This is a genomic window from Oceanobacillus sp. NCCP-135, assembly GCF_059698015.1.
The window spans coordinates 49332-74635 of sequence record NZ_BAAKSZ010000014.1; the positions used below are offsets into that span (position 1 = coordinate 49332).

Annotated in this window: 25 protein-coding genes; 8 read left to right on the forward strand and 17 right to left on the reverse strand. The window is 39.6% G+C overall.

What is annotated here, in order from left to right; genetic code table 11:
* The first annotated feature begins 220 nt into the window (after positions 1–220).
* Positions 221–2167, forward strand: coding sequence for a heavy metal translocating P-type ATPase (locus AC6HVZ_RS11360; RefSeq protein ID WP_497558280.1), 1947 nt, complete (start codon positions 221–223; stop codon positions 2165–2167).
* Positions 2168–2193: 26 nt separating this feature from the next.
* Here AC6HVZ_RS11360 and AC6HVZ_RS11365 read toward each other — a convergent pair whose 3' ends face one another.
* The 3 genes from AC6HVZ_RS11365 to AC6HVZ_RS11375 are packed head-to-tail and all read right to left on the reverse strand — an operon-like array spanning position 2194 to position 3847.
* On the reverse strand, positions 2194–3012 hold the full coding sequence (locus AC6HVZ_RS11365) for a YihY/virulence factor BrkB family protein (RefSeq protein ID WP_497558327.1): 819 nt from the start codon (positions 3010–3012) through the stop codon (positions 2194–2196).
* Positions 3013–3061: 49 nt separating this feature from the next.
* On the reverse strand, positions 3062–3358 hold the full coding sequence (locus tag AC6HVZ_RS11370) for a YtxH domain-containing protein (protein ID WP_497558281.1): 297 nt from the start codon (positions 3356–3358) through the stop codon (positions 3062–3064).
* Positions 3359–3847: a low molecular weight protein-tyrosine-phosphatase gene (locus AC6HVZ_RS11375; protein WP_497558282.1), complete on the reverse strand. Its 489-nt coding sequence runs from the start codon at positions 3845–3847 to the stop codon at positions 3359–3361.
* Positions 3848–4068: 221 nt separating this feature from the next.
* Here AC6HVZ_RS11375 and AC6HVZ_RS11380 point away from each other — a divergent pair, with 221 nt between their 5' ends.
* Positions 4069–5421: an alanine/glycine:cation symporter family protein gene (locus AC6HVZ_RS11380; protein ID WP_497558283.1), complete on the forward strand. Its 1353-nt coding sequence runs from the start codon at positions 4069–4071 to the stop codon at positions 5419–5421.
* Between the two features lie 134 nt (positions 5422–5555).
* Here AC6HVZ_RS11380 and AC6HVZ_RS11385 read toward each other — a convergent pair whose 3' ends face one another.
* From AC6HVZ_RS11385 to AC6HVZ_RS11395, 3 genes are all read right to left on the reverse strand, one after another.
* Positions 5556–6224 (reverse strand): SOS response-associated peptidase, encoded by a 669-nt coding sequence (locus AC6HVZ_RS11385; protein WP_497558284.1) that lies wholly within the window; start codon positions 6222–6224, stop codon positions 5556–5558.
* 19 nt (positions 6225–6243) lie between these two features.
* Positions 6244–7239, reverse strand: coding sequence for a glutaminase (locus tag AC6HVZ_RS11390; RefSeq protein ID WP_497558285.1), 996 nt, complete (start codon positions 7237–7239; stop codon positions 6244–6246).
* A gap of 422 nt (positions 7240–7661) precedes the next feature.
* Positions 7662–8558, reverse strand: coding sequence for a CAP domain-containing protein (locus AC6HVZ_RS11395; protein ID WP_497558286.1), 897 nt, complete (start codon positions 8556–8558; stop codon positions 7662–7664).
* 457 nt (positions 8559–9015) lie between these two features.
* Here AC6HVZ_RS11395 and mreBH point away from each other — a divergent pair, with 457 nt between their 5' ends.
* Positions 9016–10023: a rod-share determining protein MreBH gene (gene mreBH, locus AC6HVZ_RS11400; protein WP_497558287.1), complete on the forward strand. Its 1008-nt coding sequence runs from the start codon at positions 9016–9018 to the stop codon at positions 10021–10023.
* Positions 10024–10293: 270 nt separating this feature from the next.
* On the opposite strand, the gene AC6HVZ_RS11405 is transcribed toward mreBH, so the two are convergent.
* From AC6HVZ_RS11405 to AC6HVZ_RS11430, 6 genes are all read right to left on the reverse strand, one after another.
* Positions 10294–10581, reverse strand: a complete 288-nt coding sequence (locus tag AC6HVZ_RS11405) for a hypothetical protein (protein ID WP_497558288.1) — start codon at positions 10579–10581, stop codon at positions 10294–10296.
* A complete protein-coding gene (locus tag AC6HVZ_RS11410; RefSeq protein WP_497558289.1) occupies positions 10538–10741 on the reverse strand; it encodes a hypothetical protein in 204 nt (67 codons plus the stop codon). Before AC6HVZ_RS11410 ends, AC6HVZ_RS11405 begins: the two co-directional genes overlap by 44 nt.
* On the reverse strand, positions 10734–11501 hold the full coding sequence (locus AC6HVZ_RS11415; RefSeq protein ID WP_497558290.1) for an IclR family transcriptional regulator: 768 nt from the start codon (positions 11499–11501) through the stop codon (positions 10734–10736). The genes AC6HVZ_RS11410 and AC6HVZ_RS11415 overlap by 8 nt, the downstream gene beginning before the upstream one ends.
* A 69-nt stretch (positions 11502–11570) precedes the next feature.
* On the reverse strand, positions 11571–12743 hold the full coding sequence (locus AC6HVZ_RS11420) for a saccharopine dehydrogenase family protein (protein ID WP_497558291.1): 1173 nt from the start codon (positions 12741–12743) through the stop codon (positions 11571–11573).
* 113 nt (positions 12744–12856) lie between these two features.
* Positions 12857–14353 (reverse strand): aldehyde dehydrogenase family protein, encoded by a 1497-nt coding sequence (locus AC6HVZ_RS11425; RefSeq protein WP_497558292.1) that lies wholly within the window; start codon positions 14351–14353, stop codon positions 12857–12859.
* A gap of 49 nt (positions 14354–14402) precedes the next feature.
* The gene (locus AC6HVZ_RS11430; RefSeq protein ID WP_497558293.1) at positions 14403–15575 is read right to left on the reverse strand and encodes an LL-diaminopimelate aminotransferase; all 1173 of its coding nucleotides are present in this window, start codon (positions 15573–15575) and stop codon (positions 14403–14405) included.
* A gap of 191 nt (positions 15576–15766) precedes the next feature.
* Between AC6HVZ_RS11430 and kynU the strand changes: the two genes are divergently transcribed.
* The 5 genes from kynU (at position 15767) to AC6HVZ_RS11455 (ending at position 21931) form a co-directional block, all read left to right on the forward strand.
* Positions 15767–17038 (forward strand): kynureninase, encoded by a 1272-nt coding sequence (kynU, locus tag AC6HVZ_RS11435; RefSeq protein ID WP_497558294.1) that lies wholly within the window; start codon positions 15767–15769, stop codon positions 17036–17038.
* Positions 17038–17685 carry an arylformamidase gene (gene kynB / locus AC6HVZ_RS11440; protein WP_497558295.1) on the forward strand — a complete coding sequence of 216 codons (648 nt, stop codon included), beginning with the start codon at positions 17038–17040 and terminating at the stop codon, positions 17683–17685. The genes kynU and kynB overlap by 1 nt, the downstream gene beginning before the upstream one ends.
* Positions 17678–18526 (forward strand): tryptophan 2,3-dioxygenase, encoded by an 849-nt coding sequence (gene kynA / locus AC6HVZ_RS11445; protein ID WP_497558296.1) that lies wholly within the window; start codon positions 17678–17680, stop codon positions 18524–18526. Before kynB ends, kynA begins: the two co-directional genes overlap by 8 nt.
* Before the next feature lie 687 nt (positions 18527–19213).
* Positions 19214–20557, forward strand: coding sequence for a sodium-dependent transporter (locus AC6HVZ_RS11450; RefSeq protein ID WP_497558297.1), 1344 nt, complete (start codon positions 19214–19216; stop codon positions 20555–20557).
* A 30-nt stretch (positions 20558–20587) separates the two neighbouring features.
* A complete protein-coding gene (locus tag AC6HVZ_RS11455) occupies positions 20588–21931 on the forward strand; it encodes a CoA-disulfide reductase (protein WP_497558298.1) in 1344 nt (447 codons plus the stop codon).
* Between the two features lie 320 nt (positions 21932–22251).
* On the opposite strand, the gene AC6HVZ_RS11460 is transcribed toward AC6HVZ_RS11455, so the two are convergent.
* From AC6HVZ_RS11460 to AC6HVZ_RS11480, 5 genes are all read right to left on the reverse strand, one after another.
* Positions 22252–22923, reverse strand: a complete 672-nt coding sequence (locus tag AC6HVZ_RS11460; protein ID WP_497558299.1) for a hypothetical protein — start codon at positions 22921–22923, stop codon at positions 22252–22254.
* A 128-nt stretch (positions 22924–23051) separates the two neighbouring features.
* Positions 23052–24104, reverse strand: coding sequence for a C45 family autoproteolytic acyltransferase/hydrolase (locus AC6HVZ_RS11465; RefSeq protein ID WP_497558300.1), 1053 nt, complete (start codon positions 24102–24104; stop codon positions 23052–23054).
* Positions 24105–24386: 282 nt separating this feature from the next.
* Positions 24387–24533: a hypothetical protein gene (locus AC6HVZ_RS11470; RefSeq protein ID WP_497558301.1), complete on the reverse strand. Its 147-nt coding sequence runs from the start codon at positions 24531–24533 to the stop codon at positions 24387–24389.
* The gene (locus tag AC6HVZ_RS11475; RefSeq protein WP_497558302.1) at positions 24530–24697 is read right to left on the reverse strand and encodes a hypothetical protein; all 168 of its coding nucleotides are present in this window, start codon (positions 24695–24697) and stop codon (positions 24530–24532) included. The genes AC6HVZ_RS11470 and AC6HVZ_RS11475 overlap by 4 nt, the downstream gene beginning before the upstream one ends.
* A gap of 284 nt (positions 24698–24981) precedes the next feature.
* Positions 24982–25170: a hypothetical protein gene (locus tag AC6HVZ_RS11480; RefSeq protein ID WP_497558303.1), complete on the reverse strand. Its 189-nt coding sequence runs from the start codon at positions 25168–25170 to the stop codon at positions 24982–24984.
* Between the last annotated feature and the right edge of the window lie 134 nt (positions 25171–25304).

Sequence of the window (25304 nt, forward strand, 5' to 3'; positions counted from 1 at the left end):
CATAAAGATTGTAACAGTTTAATATTATAAAATCAATATAAACTAATCTGTTATTCTACTTATAAATTAACTGTACTACCTAAAAAGAAATCCTTCACTTAGCAAATAATATTTCTATATTGACTTTATTCATTATCATGATATTATAATAACAAATACTAAATTATAATTATTATAAATAAGAAGCATAATGACTGTAACTAACATAGCAATAATATAAATGGGGGTGTTAAAATTGGCAGCAGATACAGAAGCCGTAAATCAATCCAAGCTAAATCACTTTTCAAAAAGCAATAATCTCTTCCCTAAAATAATGGAACACAAAGAATTAATTGCAGCACTGTTTAGTGGTTTTTTAATTCTTTTCACATGGTCAATTGGTGATCATATATCCGAGACGCCTTGGGTTACCCTCCACCTGATTGCCTTTGTGATTGGTGGTTATGCAAAAGCGAAAGAAGGAATTACAGAAACCATCCAAAACAAAGAGCTGAATGTCGAAATGCTGATGATTATAGCAGCCATTGGCTCTGCAGCAATCGGATACTGGACAGAGGGAGCTATACTTATCTTTATTTTTGCTTTATCCGGGGCACTTGAAACATACACAATGAATAGAAGTAATAAAGAAATATCTTCACTCATGAATCTTCAACCGGAGGAAGCTTTATTACTAAAGGGAGCCCAAGAAAAGGTTGTACCAGTATCAGAGCTTAACATCAATGATACAATTCTTGTGCTTGCAGGGGAAAGAATTCCAGCCGATGGCCAAATTATAAAAGGATTCACCGCAATTGACGAAAGCGCAATTACGGGCGAATCCATTCCGGTCAGCAAATCAGATAGCCATGATGTTTATGCAGGTACTGTTGCACTTGATGGTACCATTACCATAAAAATCACAACACAGCCCAGCGAGACTTTATTTCAAAAAATAATCCAATTGGTGCAATCTGCACAGGATGAAAAATCCACCTCCCAATTATTTATTGAAAAATTTGAGGGAACCTATGTGAAAGTCGTTTTAGCAGTTGTTACAATCATGATGTTTTTGCCTTATTTTTTATTTGACTGGACATTGTCTGAAAGCATCTACCGTGCAATGATATTACTTGTAGTCGCATCACCTTGTGCGCTAGTTGCTTCGATTATGCCAGCTACTTTATCAGCCATCTCCAACAGTGCTAAAAGCGGGGTACTCTTCAAGGGTGGTGTGCATATTGAGAGCCTGAGCCATATTAAAGCAATTGCCTTTGATAAAACAGGAACGTTAACAAACGGAAAGCCGATCGTAACAGATGCTTATTATCATCCCGATGTTGATGAAAATGAAACACTGGCAATTGTTGGGGCAATTGAACATGAATCAACCCATCCCTTGGCACAGGCAATAACAGCATATAGTAAGTTAAAACTCAGTCATCCACGAAAAATAAACGTAACTAACATGAAAAACATAAGCGGAAATGGTGTAACCGCACAAGTCGACAACAACCAATGGGCTATCGGCAAGCCGGATTTTGTCGGGAAGAAAAATGCAGCAGTTTATCATAAAGGAATTTCCGAGAAATTAGCAGCTCATGGAAAAACAATTGTATTCGCAAAAAGAGATGAACAAATTGTTGCCGTTTTTGCCTTAAAAGACACCATTAGAAAAGATACAAAAAAAGCGATTAACCTACTAAAAAAACGTGGTATACACACATTTATACTTACCGGTGATAATGAAATTACTGCTAAAGCTGTGGCAGAAGAAGCTGGAATCGACCATTTTATCGCAAACTGCCTGCCAGAAGAAAAAGTTCAGCATGTAAAAGAGCTTAAAAAAAAGTTTGAGAATATGGCAATGGTTGGTGATGGAATTAACGATGCACCAGCATTGGCGACTGCCAATATTGGAATAGCAATGGGAGAAGGAACAGACGTAGCTTTAGAAACAGCAGATGTTGTTTTAATGAAAAACGACCTATCTAAAATTACAAAAGCGATTAGCTTATCAAGTCGAATGAATAAAGTTGTCAAACAGAATATTATATTCTCATTAAGTGTCATTTTAATTCTGATCTTTTCAAACTTCATTCAAGTTTTGGATCTGCCATTAGGTGTAATTGGGCATGAGGGAAGTACCATTTTAGTTATATTAAACGGATTGCGATTATTGAGATAAGGTGTTCCATCAGCGAAACACCTTATTCATCGTTTAGTTTCAACTGATTTATACGCTCTGATCGTAGCATTGATAACGCCACCTATCATAATGATTATTCCAGAGAGATAAAACCAGATCATCAGTACAATAACTGTACCTAAACTCCCGTAGGTTGCCGAATAATTACCGATTGTGCTTACATAATACGAAAAACCCAAAGAAGCAATTTGCCAAAAAACTGTGGCAAATAGTGCTCCCCAAATCGCATTCCTGAAATAGATTTTAACGTTTGGTGTGAGCTTATATAACGCAAGCAGCACAATAAAAAATATAACGGAGGAAATCAACCAGCGTAATGCTTCCCAAATAGCGATAAAATTATCTGACAGACCAAAAAAGGAAAATAAATAAATCCCAATCATTCTACCAAAAATAGGAAGCAGAAATGCGATGCAAATGATAGTAACCATCCCAATCGTTACAATAATTGCAATTAATCTGGCAACAATAAATGACCTGTCTTCCTCTACTTCATAGGCATGGTTGAATGCACGTGTAAGGGCATTAACCCCATTAGATGCTGCCCATAACGTACCAATGATACTAATGGACAGCAGACCGCCATTTTGATTATTAACAAGTTCGGCAACATTTGTATGAATCAAATCCATTATTTGTGCAGGTGCATAGGTAGCCAATATATCGATAACACTTTGATCATCGATAGGTAAATACCCTATTAAAGTAAGCAAAAACAGTAAAAACGGGAATAGTGATAATAGGAAAAAATAAGCTAATTGGGCAGCCAAACCAAAGACATCTGTTTCCATAACTCTTAGATAAAGCCGCTTCCCAAACATCATTGCTATTTTCACGTCAGCATCCCCTATTTGAAAGTTTACGTACCTCGTCTTATTCTATTCTTTTTGATTCACTTTTATTAACAACCTTTTCTATTGTATTTTCAACCTGCTCCAATGCATTGATAGCACTTTCAGCTCCACTTGAAAAGTTTTGGTTAAATTTATCGAATGCGTTTCTGATCTTGCCAACTGCCTCTGACGGATTTTGGATAAAGTACGTTGAGCCTGATTTTGCATCATTTAGTTTATCCACCGTATAATTTCTTGTATCTTTATCAAATAATGTAACCAACCCTCCAACTGCTGCGCCAATTGCTATGCCTAAAAATAATCTGCGTTTTCCCATTTACATTCTCTCCTTTAATGTATGCTCATGTTTTTCTTTGATATGTTGAAGTAAATTAATACATCCTTCAGAAATAAGTTTATACGTGTAATCAAAATCACCTGTGAGATATGGATCTGGTATATTTATATCTGTTGGTTCTTCTACAAAGTCCATTAGTTTAGCAATGGTAACTTTCGTATCCATGTCCATGACATATTTTAAATTATCTATATTCTGATTATCCATAACAATAATATAATCATAATCTTCCCCGTCATTTTCATGAATCTGTCTGGCCACCATTCCTGCATATGATATCTGCTTTCGATCGAGCAAATCCCTCGTTCCTTGATGTGGTTGTTTTCCGATATGCCAACCACCAGTCCCTGCTGAATCAGCTTCGATTCTATCGGCTAGGTTTTCATTATTAACAAGCTCACGAAAAACTGCTTCTGCCATTGGTGAGCGACAGATGTTTCCCAGACAGACGAACAATACACGAATCATAACATAACACCTACCGTGATTTTACTTCTATTATAATCAATGATCCAAGAAATTAGCAAAAGATTACCCATAATATACGTATTTTCTTCCCTATCAATTAACAAAAACTGACAAAACATCAAATTTAATTAAAGGAATTTTTAAAAATGCCTTGACTTTTGAAGGTAATTTTCGGAATATTAGTTATAGGTAGAATAAAAATAATAAAGGGGGATGGGAAAATGCTCGATATGCTAAATGATATTAGCGCCTTTGTTTGGGGCCCGCCAACACTTATCTTGATCGTTGGTACGGGGTTATACTTAACGTTTAGACTTGGATTTTTGCAAATTACTGCACTGCCTTATGCCTTAAAGTATGCATTTAGTCCAAAAAAACAAGATAAAAAGTCAAAAGGTGACATTAGCCATTACCAAGCATTAACTACTGCGATGGCTGCCACGATTGGTACAGGTAATATTGTTGGGGTAGCAACCGCTGTCGTATTGGGTGGTCCAGGGGCAGTCTTTTGGATGTGGATTACCGCAATATTTGGGATGGCAACCAAATATGCCGAAGCAGTTCTTGCCGTAAAATATCGGGTAGAGAATAGCAAAGGAGAAATGTCTGGGGGACCAATGTATTATCTTGAAAAAGGACTAAAACAAAAATGGCTCGGTGTTTTATTCGCCATATTTGGTTCGATTGCAGCATTTGGAATTGGTAATATGGTTCAGTCCAACTCTGTTTCAGATGCATTGGAAGCATCATTCAGTGTCCCTACCTGGATCACAGGTATTGTCCTTACCATTTTAACTGGTTTGGTTATTCTGGGTGGAATCAAAAGTATTGGTAGAGTAACCGCATTTTTTGTTCCGATCATGGCATTATTTTATATCATTGGCGGTTTAGTCATTATGGTAATTAATCTTGATTTAATTCCGGCTGCTGTCAGCCTGATTTTCACAGACGCATTTACAGGCTCTGCCATTGGGGGCGGTATTTTAGGAACCGTAATCAGGTACGGTGTGGCACGTGGTGTATTCTCCAATGAAGCTGGTCTTGGATCTGCACCGATTGCAGCTGCTGCAGCAAAAACAGATTACCCTGGGCGTCAAGGACTTGTTTCCATGACACAAGTGCTCTTCGACACGATAATCGTTTGTTCAATAACAGGGATTACCATTGTTATGGCAAATATGTATGCTGGTGGATTAGACGGCGCTCCTTTAACAAGTGCATCATTCTCAGCATTTCTAGGTGAAACAGGTGGTTACCTTGTAACGATTGCCGTTGTTTTCTTTGCCTTTTCAACACTTGTTGGTTGGTCATATTATGGAGAGAAATGTTTCAGTTATCTATTCAAAGATAAGGCCATTCCATATTATCGCCTCGTCTTTGTACTCGTCGTATTTTATGGTGCAATCGAAGTAATTGATGTCGTTTGGTTGATGGCTGATATTATGAACGCATTAATGGCTATTCCAAACTTAATAGGATTATTAGGTCTATCAGGTGTCGTTGTTTATGAAACAAAGAAATTCCTGAAAGTTGCTAAGGAAGAGAAAAAACAGGAAAAAGCTAAATCTGCATAATTGAGTAGAACGCTAAAACGTCTTTCCAGAGGTCAGATTTGAAGAAATCGGCGAAAAAGCCGATTTCGTTTATACTTTCATACTTCTCTAGTAAACGGAAACCCTGAAAATAAATTCAGGGTTTCCATATTTTATCAGTATACAATTGGAGCAATGCAATTTTCATCATTATTTTTAGCTGAATTCACGTAGCTGTGAACCGTATATGCTTTAAATTCATTATCCTGTACAGTCTGCAGAAATTCATACGCTTCTGCTGGGTGCTGTTTACGTGGAGTGATCCACTCGTCTTCCATATTTTTAGGTAAAATTATCGGCATTCTGTGATGAATATCCTGCATAAATACATTTGCATCTTTTGTCAAAATCGTACATGTGAATAGCTCTTTGTCCTCATTCACCCATTTATCCCAAAGACCGGCAAAAGCAAATAATTTCCGACCTGAAAGCTGTATTCGCTTCGGCTGTTTATCCCGATCAATCTTTTTCCATTCATAAAAGCTGTCTGCTATAATTAAGCATCTTTTTCGGGACATTAAATTTTTAAAGCTTGGTTTTTCATGTGCTGTCTCACTTCTCGCATTGATCATTTTATAGCCGATCTTTTCATCCTTTGCCCATGATGGTACAAGCCCCCAGCGTAAATACCCCGCTCGCTTCTTTTTTCCATCGTGAATAATTGCCAGCACATTTTGCCCTGGTGCGATATTATAGCTTGGCTGATAGGAATCAATCGGTTGCTCCAGATCAAACTCATTTATTATTTCTAATTCGTCGGCAAGCAATGTATAGCGGCCACACATAATTTCACCATCCTTTCACTTAAAAAATACTAAGATCCCATTGACTCGCAATATGACGCAACAGACGAATTCCCGCTGTGCTATTTCCTTTATCATCTAGTGCTGGGCCATAAACACCTATCCCGCACCCTTTAATAAACGGCAATTCTTCATCACGCACTCTTGGGGGGGATAACGCTATGATACCACCTGAGACACCACTTTTAGCTGGTATTCCAACATATGCAGCAAACTTTCCGGAAGCGTCATACATCCCACATGTAAGCATCAATGCTTTTGCTAGCCTAGCCACCTGTCGCGGAATTATTTCCTCCCCGGTTTCGGGTTCCATACCATCATTTGCAAGTACTACCCCCATTCGGGCAAGATCATCGACAGTGATTTCTATAGAGCATTGTTTAAAATACGTTTCTAACGTAATGTTTAAATCTGACTCCAGAAATCCGGTTTCCAGTAAATAATAGCCGATCGCTCTATTTCGCATGGATGAATCTCTTTCAGATTCATAAACATCAACATTCAAAGCTGGACGATAGCCAAGCATTCTTTCCATTAAATCAAAGATACCCATCAGCTTTGCATCAGATGTATTTCCACTTAACATGGAGCTTACAGTTATTGCTCCAGCATTTATAAGTGGATTGAATGGTTTTTTCAACTGCTTCATTTCCAAATGCATAATTGAATTAAAAGCCTCACCTGTTGGCTCTACATCAACACGATCTAATATATAGGAAACCCCTCGATCCATGCATGCAGCGATAAAGCTGAAGATTTTTGAAATACTCTGAATCGTAAAAGGAACGCCGACATCTCCGGAACTGACTCTCATACCATCATTGCCAATTATCGTAATCCCTAAATGCCCAGGGTTAGCCTCCCCTAAGATTGGTATATAAGAAGCAACCTCCCCATCTTTGGTATGTTTACGATAAAACGACACCCAGTCATCCACATAATTTTGCAGCCATTCCTGTGTCGATTCAGTATTCCAATTTACTGCACCTTGTACCATAGCAATCACTCCACTACTTATATGTTTATATTACATCTGTTTATTTTGGTTCATTTGAAGTTATAAAACTTCCCTGCTTGCATAAGCGCAACTATGGCATTCGCCAAAAGGCTTGGCGATAAGCCACTATTTCTAAACTCTTTTTCAATAATAATTACTATTTCCCTATTTTTACTTTGATAGTCCACCATGTTTAAAACAATAAAGGATAAGTGCATTTGTCGCAATCAATATGCGAAAAAAGTATTTTGAGCAGAATAGCTAAAGAAGTATGGTATTTTTAAACTTACTTTTTAATGAGAACAATAACTGTTCTTTCCCTTCTTTCCCAAGAAAATTATTCTGTATCGTCCATTTTTCCCCAGTAAATAAATTAAAAGGGACCAGCAAAAGTGCTGATCCCTTTTATAAATTGTTTCATCTTATTTTCCAATAAATTGTTGTGTCCAATGGTTACCTTGCTCTACAAAACCTACACCGATATGCGTGAAGTTACCGTTTAAAATATTTGCACGGTGACCGTCACTGTTCATCCAGGCATTTACTACTTCTGCTGGAGTACGTTGCCCTTTCGCAATATTCTCACCAGCAGTTCTGTAAGAAACACCAAATTGTTTCATCATATCAAATGGGGAACCGTATGTTGGGCTGTTATGTGCAAAGTAGTTATTTGCAGCCATATCACGTGACTTTTCACGTGCAACTTTACTTAAGTTTGTATCCATTTGCAATGCTGACAGGCCATGTTTTGCCCGTTCTTGGTTTGTTAATTCTACTACTTCCTGCTCATATTGACTTAATTGTTGGTTTTGAGCTTGGTTTTGTTTTTGTTGTTCTTGTTCTTTAACTGGTTGTTCTACTGGAGCTTCAGGCTGTTTCACTGGTTGCTCTTCTTTCGCTGGTGCTTTTTCTTGTGTTGGTTTTTCTTCTTTCGCTGGTGCATCTTCTTTTTGTACTGGTTGTTCAGCATTCGTTGCTTCTGCTTCTTTTTGTGCTGGTTTTTCTTCTTTAACAGGTTGATCTACTTTTTGTGCTGGTTTTTCTTCTTCTTTTTTAGGTTGTTCTTTTTGTTCAACCTGGATTTTATCCCAATTGAAGTCTTTCCAATCGATTTGGAATGTATTCATATATTTATTTACTAAATCATTTATATTATTCTCGGAAAAACTTCCCCATTTTCCATTTATAGAATAATAGATTTTATATGAATGAACATTCGATTGATCAGCATTTGCTGATGCATCTGCAGTAGATTGAAAAACCCCTCCGAATAATAATGCTGTTGATAAAGCTGTTACTATACCAATTTTCTTAAACATCTTGTTGCACCTCTCCTTTTTTGTTTGTCTTTGTCTTGCAAAATTATCATAGCACGAGTTTTTTGTAATAATTCTGGCAGGCTTTTCCAACCGAAAATAATAGACTCTCTTTTTTCATAGAATTACAGATGAACCCTTTAATTTGTAGTGATGAATAAATAGGTAAAATGAGGGAAATAGGTAAATATTAATTATAATGGAATTATTTACAATTAAATCATCCTTGACATCCTTTCAAACCGGAATTTTTTGTAACAAAGCTCTGGAATTTGTAATGATATTGTTACTTGCTTTTCCTATGCTGCATGCGTTAATTTTAATAGTAGTGTGTGTTGTTTTTGGTAGATTTCAAAAATGTGTATCTTGTAAATCTACCCCCAGAAACGATAATAAATAATAGAAATAATATAAGAGAATTATTTATACAAGTAAATTGTCATCATTGGAGGATCTTATCATGTTATCTACTACAGAAATTGGTATCGATTTAGGTACTGCAAATATTCTTATATATTCAAAAGCTAAAGGAATTGTTTTAAATGAGCCATCTGTTGTGGCTATTGACGTGAATACGAAGCAAGTTGTAGCAGTTGGAGCTGAGGCAAAGGAAATGGTAGGCAAAACTCCTCAAAATATTATCCCTATCCGCCCATTAAAAGATGGTGTGATTGCTGATTATGATGTTACCGCTCAAATGCTGAAAGAATTACTAAAAAAAGTAAGCAAGAAACTAGGGTTGTCTATGAGAAAACCATCTGTTATTGTTTGTACACCTTCTGGAAGTACTAGTGTAGAACGACGCGCAATCCATAACGCTGTAACAAGTTACGGAGCTAAGCAAGTTCATCTAATTGAAGAACCGGTTGCTGCTGCAATTGGGGCCGATCTGCCAGTTGATGAACCTGTAGCAAATGTAATTGTTGATATCGGTGGAGGTACTTCCGAAGTTGGCATCATTTCATTTGGTGGTGTTGTATCTTGCAATTCTGTACGTATTGGTGGAGACAAAATGGATGATGAAATCATACATCATATCCGTAAAAGCTACAATATTCTAATTGGTGAGCGTACAGCTGAGAATATTAAAATGGAAATTGGCTATGCACATCCAAACCATAAAGAAGTTACAATGGAAATACGTGGACGTGATATGGTTACAGGTTTACCAAAAACAGTTACGATTACATCTACAGAAATTTATTCAGCTTTAAAAGAATCACTTGAACAAATATTGGAAGCAATCCGATCCACTTTGGAAAGCTGTCCACCTGAATTGAGCGGGGATATTGTTGACCACGGTATTGTTCTAACTGGTGGTGGTTCCCTTTTAAATGGAATACAGGAATGGCTCTCCAATGAAATAATTGTACCTGTCCATCTCGCCCCAAGTCCACTGGAATCCGTTGCAATTGGAACTGGTCGGGCATTAAAAATGATTACTAAACTGCAAAAAGCAGCGAAATAAGATCCATTAAAAAATGCGGATCCTTCACAAAGTATGGGGAAATTAATAGGTTTGTTTCTTCAAATACACATTATACCGGTTCCGAATAAACCAACTGAACCAACCTTCCCCCGCAAAATATGATTGAACCAAAAATGCTCATACATCACAGTATGAGCATTTTTTTTCATAACGTTTAACTGGCGATATCCTTCGTTCTTTGATCGATATCTGCGTTATCCCGGCGATATTCACGCTCTCCTGGCGATATTCACGCTCTCCCGGCGATATTCACGCTCTCCTGGCGATATTCACGCTCTCCCGGCGATATTCACGCTCTCCTGGCGATATCCCCGCTTCTCCTGGCGATATCCGCACTCTCCCGGCGATATCCACGCTCTCCCGACGATATTCACGCTCTCCCGGCGATATTCCCGCTTCTCCTGGCGATATCCCCGCTTCTCCTGGCGATATCCGCACTCTCCCGGCGATATCCACGCTTCTCCCGGCGATATCCGCACTCTCCTGGCGATATTCACGCTCTCCCGGCGATATTCGCGCTCTCTCGGCGATATTCAAGCTCTCCCGGCGATATCCGCGCTCTCCCGGCGATATTCACGCTTCTCCTGGCGATATTCACGCTCTCCTGGCGATATCCGCGCTCTCCCGGCGATATCCGCGCTCTCCGCTCCGGCCGATATATCTGCTCTGACAGACACATTCGTCCAACATTATTCACTATTTCGATATCCTAACTTCCTGCAAATAAGCTCTGCTGTTTGTTTTGTTTGTTTCTTAATCCGCTGCAAACTTTCTCCTTCGAAATGACTGGAAAGTCCGCTTACCGTTAATGCTGCAACAACTTGCCCCTGAAAATCATAGATTGGATAGGAGATGCCTGTTGTATCTGCATCCTGTTCTCCGATACTGTAAGCATAGCCCTCTCTCTTTATTCTATCCAGCTCCTGCCATAACTCTTGTCTATTAATCTCTTGTTCATTCTTGAGTGTTATTAAATCAGATTCATTTAATATTTCCTCCTGCCTCGTTTTTGGCAGATAAGCAAGTAGCATTTTTGGACCTGATCCGATATAAAGTGGAGAACTTTTGCCGATTCTTGTATATAACCGGAGTGCACGTGTGCTTTCTACTTTTTCAATATAAGTAGCCTCATTATGATTGACGATTACCAGGTGGATAGCTTCATTTATCTCCTGTGCCAATTGCTGCATAAAAGGTAAAGCCACCCCCCTTATTTCTAAGTTATCCGATACAAGCTGCCCAAGTTCGAGCAATTTTATCCCTAATCGATAGCGACTATCATGCTCGTTTTCTTTTGTTTTATATAAAAAACCACTTGCTTCTAATGACGATAATAAGCGATAGGCGGTTGGCTTTGGAATAGTTGACTGCTTGGAAATTTCCTTTAACGAAAGTTCAGGAGAATCTTCCGTAAATAGATTCAATAAATTTAATGCTTTGATTACACTTTGATTCATCGTCAATCTCCTTGCTGATAGTTGTACAAAAGAAGCTTTCTCCACCATTTGCGAGATGGGCTACCTAGATTAAATGTTTACACGGGATTTTTCTAAATTCACCGTTTCTAAAATATTCACGCCACGTTTTTCCATTTCCTTTATATAGGTTTCTCCATAAACAATTTTTTCTGGAGGATAGACTCCCTTTTTAGTAATTGTACCGTTTCCAATCATTTGTGCAACGACAGAGATCGTGTTTGCAGTAGCACGAGCCATCGCTGTTACATTTGTATTTCTATCCTTATAGGTTGTCATTTCATATTGATAGGTGGCGGGTGCACCGTCTTTTTTACCGGATACGATTACTCTCAGCAGGACGGCATCATCCTTTTCTCCCAGTTCAACAATCGGATCAAGTACTTTCAGTAAAACCTCACGTGGATTGATCATTTGCCCATTTACTTCTACCTCATAATCCGTTTTAGTAAGATTCAAATCGACCAGCAGTTTGAACTTTTCAGCGTGTCCCGGGTAACGAATCGTTTTGTATTCAAGTGTATCAATATCAGGATACGAAAGAGATAAGGTTGAAGTTCCTCCAGAGGTATGGAAGGCTTCTAATGGACCAAATTTTTCAAAATAAACTCGTTCCACCTCTGATAATGATGATATCTCTTGTTTTACTCCATTGCGAATAATCAGAGATGGATCGGTGTAATGATCAAATACACCTTCCATCGAAAATACGTGATTGTATTCAAGCGGTGGGTCAGGTTTAACCGGAATTCCACCCACATAAAGCTTGATAGACTCCAATTCATCCAATTTGCCCGCACCATAGCCTGATAAAATATTAATCATTCCCGGGGCAACACCAAGATCAGGTATCAATGTAACACCTGCTATATCCGCATCTTCATGCATGGCAAGAACTTTATCGGTTACGTGACCAATGTGTCCGCCAAGATCAACAGAATTTACCCCTACCTCAATTGCTGTTTTAGCAACAATCTCATTGAATGAATAAAATAGTGCATTGATAATTACGTCAAATTGACGCATATAATTTGCTAAGTCCTGAGGATCAGTTGCATTTACCTGATATGCTGTGAGCTTAGGTGAATTCAGCTGATCACAAACCTGTTGCGCCCTACTTAAATCAATATCCGCTAAACCAACAGCAGTTACACCTTCACTTGCAACTAAATCTCGTGCTGCTTCTTTTCCCATTAGCCCTGAACCTACTACACCTATTTTCATACGCTTCACTCCTCGTTATATTTATTTACTCACATTTGCCCAGCACTTTCTATTAAGCTATTTTTACCGAGCATTTCACTTTGTCATCTCACATTGAAAAAAATCCCTATCCTCTATTCCACATCAATTTGTGCTCGCTGTAGCTTCCCGCTATAGTCTACGTAAATTGCCTTCCATTCGGTAAATACATCTAGAGCCTGCACACCTGAATCACGATGTCCGTTACCTGTACCTTTAGTACCGCCAAATGGCAAATGTATTTCTGCTCCCGTTGTGCCTGCATTCACGTAAACGATTCCTGTATCTAAATCACGCTGGGCTTTAAATACCCGGTTCACATCATTTGTAAAGATCGAACTTGAAAGACCGTATGTTACACCATTATTAACTTCAATAGCTTCCTCAAAGCTTTTTACCGGTATTAACGAAACAACCGGTCCAAAAATTTCCTCCTGGGCAATCCGCATGTCAGCAGTTGCATCCGTAAACAATGTCGGTGCGAAATAATTTCCCTTACTATGCTCACCATCTGTTAACTCATAACCGCCAGCAAGTAATTTAGCCCCTTCATTTTTCCCAATTTCAATATAATTTTTTATTTTTTCCATTCCAGCCTGATTAATAATCGGACCAACCTTAATGGACTCATCCAGACCGTTACCAATACTCAGATTTTCCATTGATGAAAGTAACCGCTCTTCTAGTGTTTCTTTTACAGACTCATGAACAATTACCCGACTGCAGGCCGTACAGCGCTGACCACTCGTTCCAAAAGCACTCCAGAGAATCCCTTCAACCGCTAAGTCTATATCCGCATCATCCAGGACAATAACGGCGTTTTTACCACCCATTTCCAGTGATACCTTTTTCAATTGCTTTCCGCATTCACTGGCGATATTGCGCCCTGTATCGTTTGAGCCTGTGAATGAAATAACACGAATATCACCATGATGAACCATTGCATCGCCTACTGCAGTACCTGCACCAAAAACAACATTTATAACGCCTTTTGGCAGCCCTGCTTCTTCAAATATTTTCGCAAGTTCATATGCCATAATTGGCGTTTCTGTTGCGGGCTTCCAGATCACTGCATTTCCAGCAACAATTGCCGGGAATGATTTCCATGTTGCAATCGCAATCGGAAAATTCCATGGGGTTATAATGCCAACAACTCCAACTGGCGCACGTTGGCTCATGGCAAATTTATCTTTTAATTCTGCCGGTGTGGTTTGACCGAATAACCGTCTGCCCTCTCCCGCCATATAATACGCCATATCAATTCCTTCTTGTACTTCCCCACGAGCTTCTTCAATTACTTTGCCATTTTCCATTGTTAACAGTTGGGACAGTCTTTCTTTACGTTCCTTCATCATGTATCCAACTTGATAAAGAATTTCCGCACGCTGGGGTGCCGGTACTAGTGCCCATTCCTTTTGTGCCTTCTTAGCTGCCACAACAGCTGCTTCTACACTTTCCGCACCTGATAATGGAACCTGAACAACTTCTTCACCTGTTGCAGGGTTGATTACTGCGGTAGATTCATTAACATCTACCCAATTACCATTAATAAAGTTTTTGAGTTTTTGAGTTTGTAGTGTTACTGCCGTCATAAAAAATACCTCCTGAGATTTTATTTAGTTAACCTGCTTAAAGCATCCTTCATACTACTGATAATTCAAGCTGCTTCATGCGGTAAATCACTTCATCTAATCTGTCTGTAGTTACAGATAACGCTATTCGAAAAAACCCCTCACCACCAGGGCCAAAAGCTGTCCCTGGAGACACAATAATTCCTGCTTCATCAAGCAGTTTATTCGCAAATGTAATCGAGCTAAAACCTTCTGGAACCTTTGCCCAAATAAAAATTGTACCTTTAGGCTTTTCAGCAATAATCCCTATTTCATTTAATGCAAAATGCAGTTTTTCCATTCGTTCTTTGTAAACTTGATTATTCGCTACAACAGATGATAAATCACTTGTCAGCGCAGCTGCAGCAGCCTTTTGAATTGGGAGAAACTGACATGTATCAATATTGCTTTTTAATGTTGCCAGTGCTTGAATGATTTCTTTGTTTCCGACGACATAGCCAATTCTCCATCCCGTCATATTAAAGGTCTTTGAAAGTGAACCAAATTCCACTGCATAGTCTTTGGCCCCCGGAATCTGCAGTACACTTGGAGATTTATAATCATTAAATGTAACAAGGTCATATGCGGCATCATTTGCAAGAACCAGATGATTCGCTTTGGCAAATGCAACCGCTTCCAAAAAAGTACTTAATTCGACAGTAGCTGCTGTTGGATTACTTGGATAATTTAAAAACATCAGCTTTGACCGTTTAATGTCTTCCTCCGACATATCATCATAAAGTGGTACATAGCCATTTTCTATATCCAATGGCAGTGTAACACTTTCCCCGCCAGCTAAATGAACACTATTTCGATAAACCGGGTAACCTGGATCTGGAACGATCACTGCATCCCCCGGGTTAATTACTGTCTGAATGATATTGGCTATGCCCTCTTTTGATCCAATCAGTGTTAAAACTTCCTGCTCAGGATCTAGATCAACCCCATAGTTTTTCTTGTAATACCCTGCAACCGCTTCTTTAAATTCAATACATCCACTATAGGATGAATACCGATGATTATCTGGGTTCTTCGCTTCCTCCACCAGTTTTTCGTAAATAAAATCAGGTGTTGGCAAATCCGGTGCACCAATTCCTAAATCAATCACATCTACCCCCTTACGCTCAAGTTCCTTTTTCTTTCTTTGAAATTCGGAAAATAAGTATGGTGGCAGGTTTTTCACTTTATCAGAAACAAACCGCATTCTCCACCCTCCCATTTCATTTAATGAAACGATATTTCATATATATTATTAGTATAAATCACTATTCCAAAATTTACAATTATTTTTAAAATAAAAATATAATTTATACAAAATAACTAGAAATAAACAGCTTATCTGTCCTTTTTTTGTTAAAATGGTACTGATAAACTATGCTGATAAGGAGTGCTTCTATGAATACTGAAATATCCTATGCACAGTCTTTAGATATGCATGACGAGCTTAAACGCTTTCGAAAGGAATTTTATATTTCAAATGACTTGATTTATTTTGACGGAAATTCATTGGGTCTACTTTCAAAACGGGCAGAAAAAGCAGTCAATACCTTGATGGATTCCTGGAAAAAACATGCAATTGATGGATGGTCCAATGGAAAACATCCATGGTTTTATTTATCCGAAAACTTAGGGGAAATGGCAGCAGATTTAGTTGGAGCAAAGCCTGATGAGGTGATCGTAACAGGCTCCACAACGACAAATCTGCATCAACTCGTCTCAAGTTTTTTTAAACCAGAAGGCAAAAAGACAAAAATACTTGCAGATGCATTAAATTTCCCTTCCGATATTTATGCATTAAAAAGTCAGCTGCAACTAAAGGGATTAAACTCTGAGGATCATCTTATTCAGGTGAAAAGCAAAAACGGGAACACACTTAAAACACAGGATATTATTGATGCCATGACAGACGAAGTAGCATTAATTGTATTGCCCTCCGTACTATACCGGAGTGGTCAAATTCTCGATATGGAAACATTGACAAAAGAAGCACATAAACGGGGTATCTTAATCGGCTTCGATTTATGTCATTCCATTGGCTCCATTCCCCATTATTTAACTGCATGGGATGTTGATTTTGCATTTTGGTGTACATACAAGCATTTGAATGGCGGACCTGGCAGTGTTGGAGGACTTTATGTAAATCAAAAGCATTTTGGAACTGCTCCCGGACTTGCAGGATGGTTCGGTTCAGCAAAGGATAAACAATTCGATATGGAGCACACCCTTACTCAAGCTGAACATGCTGGAGCCTTCCAAATCGGCACACCACATGTATTAAGCACAGCACCACTAATCGGATCACTTGAAATGTTCCAAGAAGCAGGAATCGGAAAAATCCGCAAAAAATCGCTACAGTTAACGAATTACTTAATGGAATTGATTGATACGGAATTAGCTGACGATGGATTTAAAATTGCAAACCCTCGAGACGAGCAGACACGTGGAGCCCATGTTTTTCTGGAACATCCAGAGGCTGCTCGTATTTGTAAAGCATTGAAGGCCGATGGAGTCATTCCTGATTTCCGTAATCCTAATGGAATCCGTCTAGCTCCAGTCGCACTCTACAATACATTTGAAGAGGTTTGGCAAATGGTACAAATTTTAAAAAGAATTATGAAAGAAGAACGCTTTCAAAAATTTGAAAATAAGCGAGGTGTGATCGCATAATGACACAATGGATTGATATTTCTCAAAGACTGACAAATGACATGGCAGCTTGGCCTGGAGATACTCCCTTCTCTTTTTCTCTAACCTATTCAAAAGAACAAACAGGCTCCGTTAATATTGGGCAAATGACTGCAAGCCTGCATACCGGAACACATGTGGATGCCCCATTCCACTATGATGATGAGGGTAAAACAATTGAGCAACTGGATATACATCGTTATATTGGAAGTGCTGTAGTTATTGATGTCAGTCATGTAGCAAAAATTACCGCAGAAGTTTTACAGCAGTTTGATTTGGATGGAGTGAAGCGACTCCTGCTGCATACATCCTTGCCGAATAACCCGAATCGATTTCCAGAAACAATGCCGATTCTTGATCCAGATGTGGCACCATACCTAAAAGAAAAAGGTGTCATTCTAATCGGTGTAGACATGCCGTCAGTGGATCTTGCCGATAGTAAAGACCTCAAAACACATCATGCGTTATATCAACATGGGATCAATATTTTGGAAAATATTATGCTGGATCATGTACAGCCGGGTTCCTATGAATTAATTGCGCTACCACTGGCGATTGTTGGAGCTGACGGAAGCCCGGTGCGAGCTGTCATACGTCCAATTCAAGAAAGTGGGAACATCTATGACTGATAATAAATATGGTGATACATTTAAAGCCGAAAAAGGAATCCATACCGATTTTATTGAAAAAATGACCTATGGTGATTATTTACAGCTTGATACATTATTATCCAGTCAGAAACGGTTATCTGATCATCATGATGAAATGCTATTTATTATCATTCACCATGTCAGTGAGCTTTGGCTAAAGTTAATTATTCATGAAACACAAGGTGCAGTGGCGGCAATAGAGCGTGGTGAGCTTCAGGCCTCCTTTAAAATGCTGGCACGTGTTTCTAAAATACAATCACAAATTATTCAGGCCTGGGATGTTTTATCCACTTTAACTCCAGCGGAATACATGGAATTCCGTGATAGGTTAGGCAATGCTTCCGGGTTCCAATCCTATCAATATCGCTTGGTCGAATTTGTTCTTGGATATAAAACACCATTTATCCTAAAAATATATAAAAAAGATCCAGAGCTTCATGAAATTCTGGAAAAAGCCTATCACTCCCCAGGACTTTATGATGTTGCAATTCAGGAACTCGCACGTGAAGGGTTTCCAATAAACGATGCCGTTTTAACACGTGAATTCTCCAAAACATACGAAAAAGATGCCTCTGTAGAGCAGGCTTGGCTTGCAGTATACAAAAATGTTGATAAATACTGGGATCTATATCAGCTAGCAGAAAAGCTGGTGGACATTGAAGATTGGTTCCAGCAATGGCGCTTCAGACATATGAAAACTGTTGAACGAATTATTGGCCACAAAACAGGAACCGGTGGATCATCAGGTGTTGGCTATTTGAAAAAGGTGCTCGATCATTACTTCTTCCCAGAGCTATGGGATATTCGAACAAAAATATGATTATTATTAAAAGGTCTTTTTAATAAATTTTGAGACTGCACTTCGTTCGTAATAGATAGAAAGTGCGACACAGTGAAAATTTTTTCGTGTGACGTGTTCACTCATTAGAATGCTGGTTGAGTTCTAAAACTCGCTTCGGCAGAATACTTCGCTTTCCGCGGGCACGGCTTCAGTCTTCTCGAGAAAACCACTCTGCGGGGTCTTCAGACATGTGCTGGGACTGCGATTACTCGCCCCATCGAAAACCTTTGTTCCCGCAGGAGTCTTCGTATTCTGCCTACGCTAATGGAGACTGTCTTTAAAGTTTGATGCAATCAAATGCTAAATCTTTTTATAGAGAGAAGCGCTATACCAGCGGAGGAAACACACGAAGACTCCTGTGGGAGGAAAGGCATAGGTGAGACCCCTGAAGACGAGTAGCACGAGGAGTCTCACCAGCCGCCCACGGAAAGCGTAGTGGGTTTCCGGAGCGCTGGACTAGCACTCATCTTCTCCAAAAAGGGAAGAAATCATGCTAAGGTTACGTCGCAGTTTATAGAATTTGCGCAATAACAACAATTTTTTTGATAGGGAGAACCCATGGTACAGTCCCAAACTTTTAGAAAACACCATTATTAAAAGTATTCAACACATGTTATACTAAAAAGATGTTTTTCAACTCAGATTTACTATGAAAGGAAGGCAAACATGCGAACAAAACAAGATCAATGGTCGACGAAACTCGGCTTCATTTTATCATCTGCCGGAGCTGCAATCGGCCTTGGGGCAATTTGGAAATTCCCATATATGACAGGAATGAATGGTGGAGGGGCATTTTTCCTATTATTTATTGCCTTTACGATCATCATTGGCCTTCCTATTTTAATTGCAGAATTTATTATTGGTAGGGGGGCTGAGAAGGAAGCAGTCAGTGCCTATAAAAAACTTGCACCGAAAGGCTTATGGTCTATCATCGGGAAATGGGGTGTTGTAGGAGCATTTCTGCTCATGTCTTTTTACAGTGTTGTTGGTGGATGGGTACTCCTATATAGCGGTTTATCCATACCAGGGATGATTATTCAAGATGCGGCCAATTACCCGAAACTATTTGCCAGCATTACGGGAAATCCGCTGATCACCATTCTTGGTCATGGATTATTTATCCTGATTAATGTCATTGTTATTTCATTTGGAATTAAAGATGGAATCGAGAAGTCGAGCAAGATTCTAATGCCATTATTATTTGTGTTTTTTATTATTCTTGTTATTCGTGCAGTTACTTTTGAAGGGGCTATGGAAGGAATCCGTTTCTTTTTACAACCCGACTTTTCTAAACTAAATGCAGAAAATGTATTGTACGCACTAGGACAGTCCTTCTTCTCCCTGGCTGTTGGTATTTCCGTGATGGTTACCTACAGTTCCTATTTGAAAAAAGATGTAAGCCTTCCAATGTCAGCAGGTTCTGTCTCGATCATGAATATTTTTGTTTCCCTATTGGCTGGTTTAGCCATATTCCCTGTTGTATTCGCATTTGGCCTTGAGCCGGCAGAGGGACCTGGACTGTTGTTTATCGTCTTGCCGGAAGCTTTTGCCCAGATGCCGTTTGGTGAAATTTTTCTAAGCCTATTTTTATTACTATTCTTATTCGCTGTGTTAACCTCATCGTTTAGTATGCTGGAGATTATTACATCTGCATTCACAGCGAAAAAAGGGAGTTCACGTAAAAAAGTAGCTTCGCTTGTTGGACTAGCAGTCTTTCTTGCCGGGATTCCCGCTGCTTTATCATCTAGTAATTTAGCTGACTTTAAAATTTTTGGGTTAACCATTTTTGATGCAACTGATTTTCTCGTCAGTAATATTATGCTCCCGGGTGGATGTTTGTTAATCGCCTTATTTATCGGCTTCCGAATGGATAAAGTACTGATAAAACAGGAATTCTCCTATGGTAACCAATTATCTTCTGGCATCTATCAGGTTTGGTTTCAGTTAATGCGTTGGATTGTTCCACTCACGATTATAATCGTTTTCCTCAGCTCACTAGGGATACTTTAAGGTAAGATGATAAGAAAGGAGCGATTTGTAATGACACAAAAAATCATAATAGTTGGTGGAGTTGGTGGTGGTGCAACTGTAGCGGCACAAATTCGCAGGAATGATAAGGATGCAGAAATTATAATTTTTGATAAGGGGAATTATATTTCTTTTTCCAATTGTGGCATGCCTTATTATATTGGCGGAATAGTAGAAGAACGGGATGATTTATTAATTCCAACAGATAAATTTAGTAAAAAATATGATGTCGACATAAGAGTTAACAGTGAAGTCATCAATATCGACCGAGTGAGTAAACAAATTCGTTACAGCAGTGATTTGGGGATACAGGAAGAAACATATGATAAGCTCATCTTATCCCCTGGTGCATCAGCAAATACACTCAATTTAAAAGGACTCAATGAGAAACGGACCTTTGCATTACACACGATTCCAGACATGGATCAAATCCACACTTTTATTAAGGAAAATAAACCAAAAACAGCCGCTATTGTCGGAGCGGGCTTTGTTGGCATGGAAATGGTGGAAAACCTGCACGCTTTAGGGTTGGAATGTACTGTCATTGACAGGTCCGAACAGGTCATGAAAATCATCGATAAAGACATGGCCGCCATTGTGGAAGAACATTTGAAGGAGCAAAAGGTAAAGCTCATTCTCGATGATGGTTTGGCTTCATTTTCCAATGACGGAAAAGAGCTTCAATTAAATAGCGGGAAGACTGTTCAAGCGGATATGACCCTCCTGGCGATTGGGGTAAAACCAAATACACAGCTTGCGATTGATGCCTCATTGAAGCTTGGAGATACTGGAGCTATTAAGGTAAACGAGTTTATGCAAACGACAGATCCAGCTATTTATGCACTAGGAGATGCTGTAGAAACAAAGGATCAAATTACAAATACACCAAGACATATTGCGCTTGCTTGGCCAGCACACAGGCAGGCATACATTATTGCCAGCCATCTGAATGGAGAAAATATTGCTTACAGTGGGACGCTCGGTTCAGCCATCTTAAAGATTTTTGACTTAACAGTGGGGGCAACCGGACATACCAGTACCTCTCTTGAAAGACTTGGATATTCATTTAAAGAAGAAGTGTTGGAAACATACTCCTATGCAAGATATTATCCTGGTTCGGATAAGCTATGGTTAAAAATATTATTTGATGACAGATCCGGCACAATCTATGGTGCACATGTAGTAGGCTTTGGAGGTGCTGATAAACGGCTGGCAGTTTTAACTACTGCAATTAAAGCGAATCTAACGGTGGCGGATTTACCCGAGCTTGAGCTTGCATATGCTCCACCATATTCCAACTCCAAGGATCCAATCAATATTCTTGGGTATAAAGCAAGTGCCACATTGAGGCGATAAGACAGGATTTAATTGAAAGGGAGAGCAAATCACATGCTTCACTTTTAAATTTAACATGGTTTTGGGAATAATCCTGTTAGTTAAGAGATCACTGCCTAAAGTTGAGAGACAGCAGGCCATAGTTGAGCGATCTACTGCCTAAAGTTGAGAGACAAGCCAATAAAGCTGGCTTATCTCTCAACTTATTCCCCTGTTCTCTAAAACTTCCATCTAATATCCCTTATTCCCAGATCCCCTGGCATAAAGTAAACTTCTGTTATTACCATTATTATTTACATAAAAAAATCCCAGCCACATTCGGCAAGGATTTTCTTATATGGTTAAAGATCTTCTTCAAATCGATAGACAAGCTTAAAATTGTTTTCATCTAAAAGTTCGGCAACATGAACACGTACACCATGCCCAAAGATGACCTCATCATTTGTCATTGCAACGATCATTGATTTAATTTCATTGTGTACATCAATATAAATATCCCCGACAACAGGTTTCAATGTATTATCAGTTTCAGCTAAATAGGAAATCGATTCATCCTGCAGTTGCTGCTCCTCTGGCACTAGGTTTTTATCAAAATAGGCGATTTCCTGGCTTGCATCTGCTCTGCCTGGAACCAAAACAACATATTCATTATGTTTAACCCCATTATCTCTTGTTGTAACAACATTACCATCTTCAACACTATCCACTTTTTCAATTTCATTCAGCGAATAATGATCAAGAAAATCCGGGGTCGGCTTCACAATTAATATATAATCTCCAGGTTCCGGTTTGGTATCTTTATTAATGGTGTATCGTTTGCCATAAAAAATAAACGTGTCATTATGCTGTGGTTTGTATAGTTCAATTTCACTGGCTTTTGTTAAAATTTGCTGCATGTCTTTCAAACGGTACAAGTGAACCGACTTTTTAAACATCGGTTTAACTGAATACACTTTATGCAGTTCATTTCTATAAAAAACAAATTGCCCTTTCCTAACTTGAAATAGCTTCACATTTATACCTCCTATTTAAAATATACATAAATTTATGCATATAAGATCATTTCTTATTTTCCCGTAACTGCCCTTTATTTAAACATATATTTTTGCAAAAGTATACTATGACTATTATTTTACTAGTATTAACGTACATTCGCTTCCATATGTACAAAAGGAAGCTCTGTATCAACCTCACCTAAAATCCTTTTTGTTCCGATATTCTTTCCATAAAGCCATGTATTAAAATCAAAAATTACAGGCTCACGATTGCCACCCAATGCAAACCAGGCCTTTTTTTCTTTTGGAAAGTAAGCAGACGTATGGATGGTACCTGCCCAATTTTTATATTGGGTAGAAAATACACCCTTATCCGGATCATTCAACAGGCAAAATGCTTTATAGGCATCTGTCACTTTACTTTCCTGCTTTTTAATTGCATTCATCCGGTTATACGAATCGTCCAGATGATGACGATTCTCATCCTTCAACAATTCAAAGTGATTGGTACAAACATTGGATTTACGCACCTCCACCCCCCTTGGAGTAGCTTCAATTACAAATGTCTCTTCTTCTTCATCTAGGACAATATAGCTGAATGAATGGCGATGTGGTATTTCCTTTAACAGGGAAACTGCCTCACCAACCGTTGCACAATTTTCCAGAACGATTCTTCCAATCATATTACAGATAAACCCATCCCCAGGCTTTTTCCGGTGCATAAAATTATAGCCCATCGCAAGTCCCTTTTCATTCATGCCATCCATCCTGCCAGTTATTCGCTGGGAAGGACCAATTACTGCATACCCCTGGTCTGTTGGCTGAAAAATAGTATAGCGACCTTCATACGTTTTTGGATGATAATCATAGTTTCGGATCATATAATCAGTTCCTGTGAAAATAGAACAGCCACTTTTAACATATTCAAGCCGATAACCACCAAATTCCTGCAGCACCTCCTCTATTTTCCATTCCAATGCATTCTGTAGGCCTAGTAATTCATCCCAGATACCTGGTGCAATAGGAAGAATTGCATTTTTCACTTCCCTTTCGGTGATAATAAATCGTGGTCTCCGTATGTTCCATTGTTTTTTACGATTTTGAATGGTAAAAGAATTCTTTAATAATTTCCCCTGCATATATCCAAAGTCATAATGGCCTCCGCGAAATTGAATAATATCACTATATATCTGTTTCATCAACTCACCCTTTCCATCGTTTCTACTTCCAGTTTAATCGATTCGGTTAATTTATGAAAAAAACCGGATCATTTGAAACTTTTTTCTAGCATGACCCATAGGAATAATTGGAGTAATAAATTTAGGAGCTGAACACATGATAGGAATAGTAACAACAACGACTCTCTCATTTATTCTGTATGCTCCACGCGATATCTGCGCTCTCCTGACGATATTCCCGCTCTCCTGGCGATATTTCCGCTCATCGTGGCGATATCCTCGTTCTCCCGGCGATATTCCCGCTCATCCGGGCGATATCCGCACGCTCCCGGCGATATTCCCGCTCATCCCGGCGATATTTCCGTTCTCCTGACGATATTCCCGCTCATCCGGGCGATATTTCCGCTCTCCCGGCGATATCCTCGTTCTCCCGGCGATATTTCCGCTCATCCGGGCGATATTTCCGTTCTCCTGACGATATTCCCGCTCATCCGGGCGATATCCGCACGCTCCCGGCGATATTCCCGCTCATCCGGGCGATATCCTCGTTCTCCCGGCGATATTTCGCGCTCTCCTGGCGATATCCGCACGCTCCCGGCGATATTCCCGCTCATCCGGGCGATATCCTCGTTCTCCCGGCGATATTCCCGCTCATCGTGGCGATATCTGCGCTCTCCCGGCGATATCCCCGCTCATCCGGGCGATATTTCCGTTCTCCTGACGATATTCCCGCTCATCCGGGCGATATTCCCGCTCATCCGGGCGATATCCTCGTTCTCCCGGCGATATTCCCGCTCATCCGGGCGATATCCTCGTTCTCCCGGCGATATTCCCGCTCATCCGGGCGATATTTCCGTTCTCCTGACGATATTCCCGCTCATCCGGGCGATATTCCCGCTCATCCGGGCGATATCCTCGTTCTCCCGGCGATATTTCCGCTCATCCGGGCGATATTTCCGTTCTCCTGACGATATTCCCGCTCATCCGGGCGATATTCCCGCTCATCCGGGCGATATTCTCGTTCTCCCGGCGATATTTCGCGCTCTCCTGGCGATATCCGCACGCTCCCGGCGATATTCCCGCTCATCCGGGCGATATCCTCGTTCTCCCGGCGATATTTCCGCTCATCGTGGCGATATTCCCGCTCATCCGGGCGATCTAGCAGATATTCCCCTCCCTCAAAATGAAAATCGACCTAAAAGACAATCTTTCAGGTCGATC

What these genes read in the sequence shown, in the direction of transcription:
- AC6HVZ_RS11360 (WP_497558280.1), top strand. Translation starts at nt 221, where the DNA reads ATGGGGGTGTTAAAATTGGCAGCAGATACAGAAGCCGTAAATCAATCC.
- AC6HVZ_RS11365 (WP_497558327.1), bottom strand. Translation starts at nt 3,012, where the DNA reads ATGATGTTTGGGAAGCGGCTTTATCTAAGAGTTATGGAAACAGATGTC.
- AC6HVZ_RS11370 (WP_497558281.1), bottom strand. Translation starts at nt 3,358, where the DNA reads ATGGGAAAACGCAGATTATTTTTAGGCATAGCAATTGGCGCAGCAGTT.
- AC6HVZ_RS11375 (WP_497558282.1), bottom strand. Translation starts at nt 3,847, where the DNA reads ATGATTCGTGTATTGTTCGTCTGTCTGGGAAACATCTGTCGCTCACCA.
- AC6HVZ_RS11380 (WP_497558283.1), top strand. Translation starts at nt 4,069, where the DNA reads ATGCTCGATATGCTAAATGATATTAGCGCCTTTGTTTGGGGCCCGCCA.
- AC6HVZ_RS11385 (WP_497558284.1), bottom strand. Translation starts at nt 6,224, where the DNA reads ATGTGTGGCCGCTATACATTGCTTGCCGACGAATTAGAAATAATAAAT.
- AC6HVZ_RS11390 (WP_497558285.1), bottom strand. Translation starts at nt 7,239, where the DNA reads ATGGTACAAGGTGCAGTAAATTGGAATACTGAATCGACACAGGAATGG.
- AC6HVZ_RS11395 (WP_497558286.1), bottom strand. Translation starts at nt 8,558, where the DNA reads ATGTTTAAGAAAATTGGTATAGTAACAGCTTTATCAACAGCATTATTA.
- mreBH (WP_497558287.1), top strand. Translation starts at nt 9,016, where the DNA reads ATGTTATCTACTACAGAAATTGGTATCGATTTAGGTACTGCAAATATT.
- AC6HVZ_RS11415 (WP_497558290.1), bottom strand. Translation starts at nt 11,501, where the DNA reads ATGAATCAAAGTGTAATCAAAGCATTAAATTTATTGAATCTATTTACG.
- AC6HVZ_RS11420 (WP_497558291.1), bottom strand. Translation starts at nt 12,743, where the DNA reads ATGAAAATAGGTGTAGTAGGTTCAGGGCTAATGGGAAAAGAAGCAGCA.
- AC6HVZ_RS11425 (WP_497558292.1), bottom strand. Translation starts at nt 14,353, where the DNA reads ATGACGGCAGTAACACTACAAACTCAAAAACTCAAAAACTTTATTAAT.
- AC6HVZ_RS11430 (WP_497558293.1), bottom strand. Translation starts at nt 15,575, where the DNA reads ATGCGGTTTGTTTCTGATAAAGTGAAAAACCTGCCACCATACTTATTT.
- kynU (WP_497558294.1), top strand. Translation starts at nt 15,767, where the DNA reads ATGAATACTGAAATATCCTATGCACAGTCTTTAGATATGCATGACGAG.
- kynB (WP_497558295.1), top strand. Translation starts at nt 17,038, where the DNA reads ATGACACAATGGATTGATATTTCTCAAAGACTGACAAATGACATGGCA.
- kynA (WP_497558296.1), top strand. Translation starts at nt 17,678, where the DNA reads ATGACTGATAATAAATATGGTGATACATTTAAAGCCGAAAAAGGAATC.
- AC6HVZ_RS11450 (WP_497558297.1), top strand. Translation starts at nt 19,214, where the DNA reads ATGCGAACAAAACAAGATCAATGGTCGACGAAACTCGGCTTCATTTTA.
- AC6HVZ_RS11455 (WP_497558298.1), top strand. Translation starts at nt 20,588, where the DNA reads ATGACACAAAAAATCATAATAGTTGGTGGAGTTGGTGGTGGTGCAACT.
- AC6HVZ_RS11465 (WP_497558300.1), bottom strand. Translation starts at nt 24,104, where the DNA reads ATGAAACAGATATATAGTGATATTATTCAATTTCGCGGAGGCCATTAT.
- AC6HVZ_RS11470 (WP_497558301.1), bottom strand. Translation starts at nt 24,533, where the DNA reads ATGAGCGGAAATATCGCCGGGAGAACGAGGATATCGCCGGGAGAGCGG.
- AC6HVZ_RS11475 (WP_497558302.1), bottom strand. Translation starts at nt 24,697, where the DNA reads ATGAGCGGGAATATCGCCGGGAGCGTGCGGATATCGCCAGGAGAGCGC.
- AC6HVZ_RS11480 (WP_497558303.1), bottom strand. Translation starts at nt 25,170, where the DNA reads ATGAGCGGGAATATCGCCGGGAGCGTGCGGATATCGCCAGGAGAGCGC.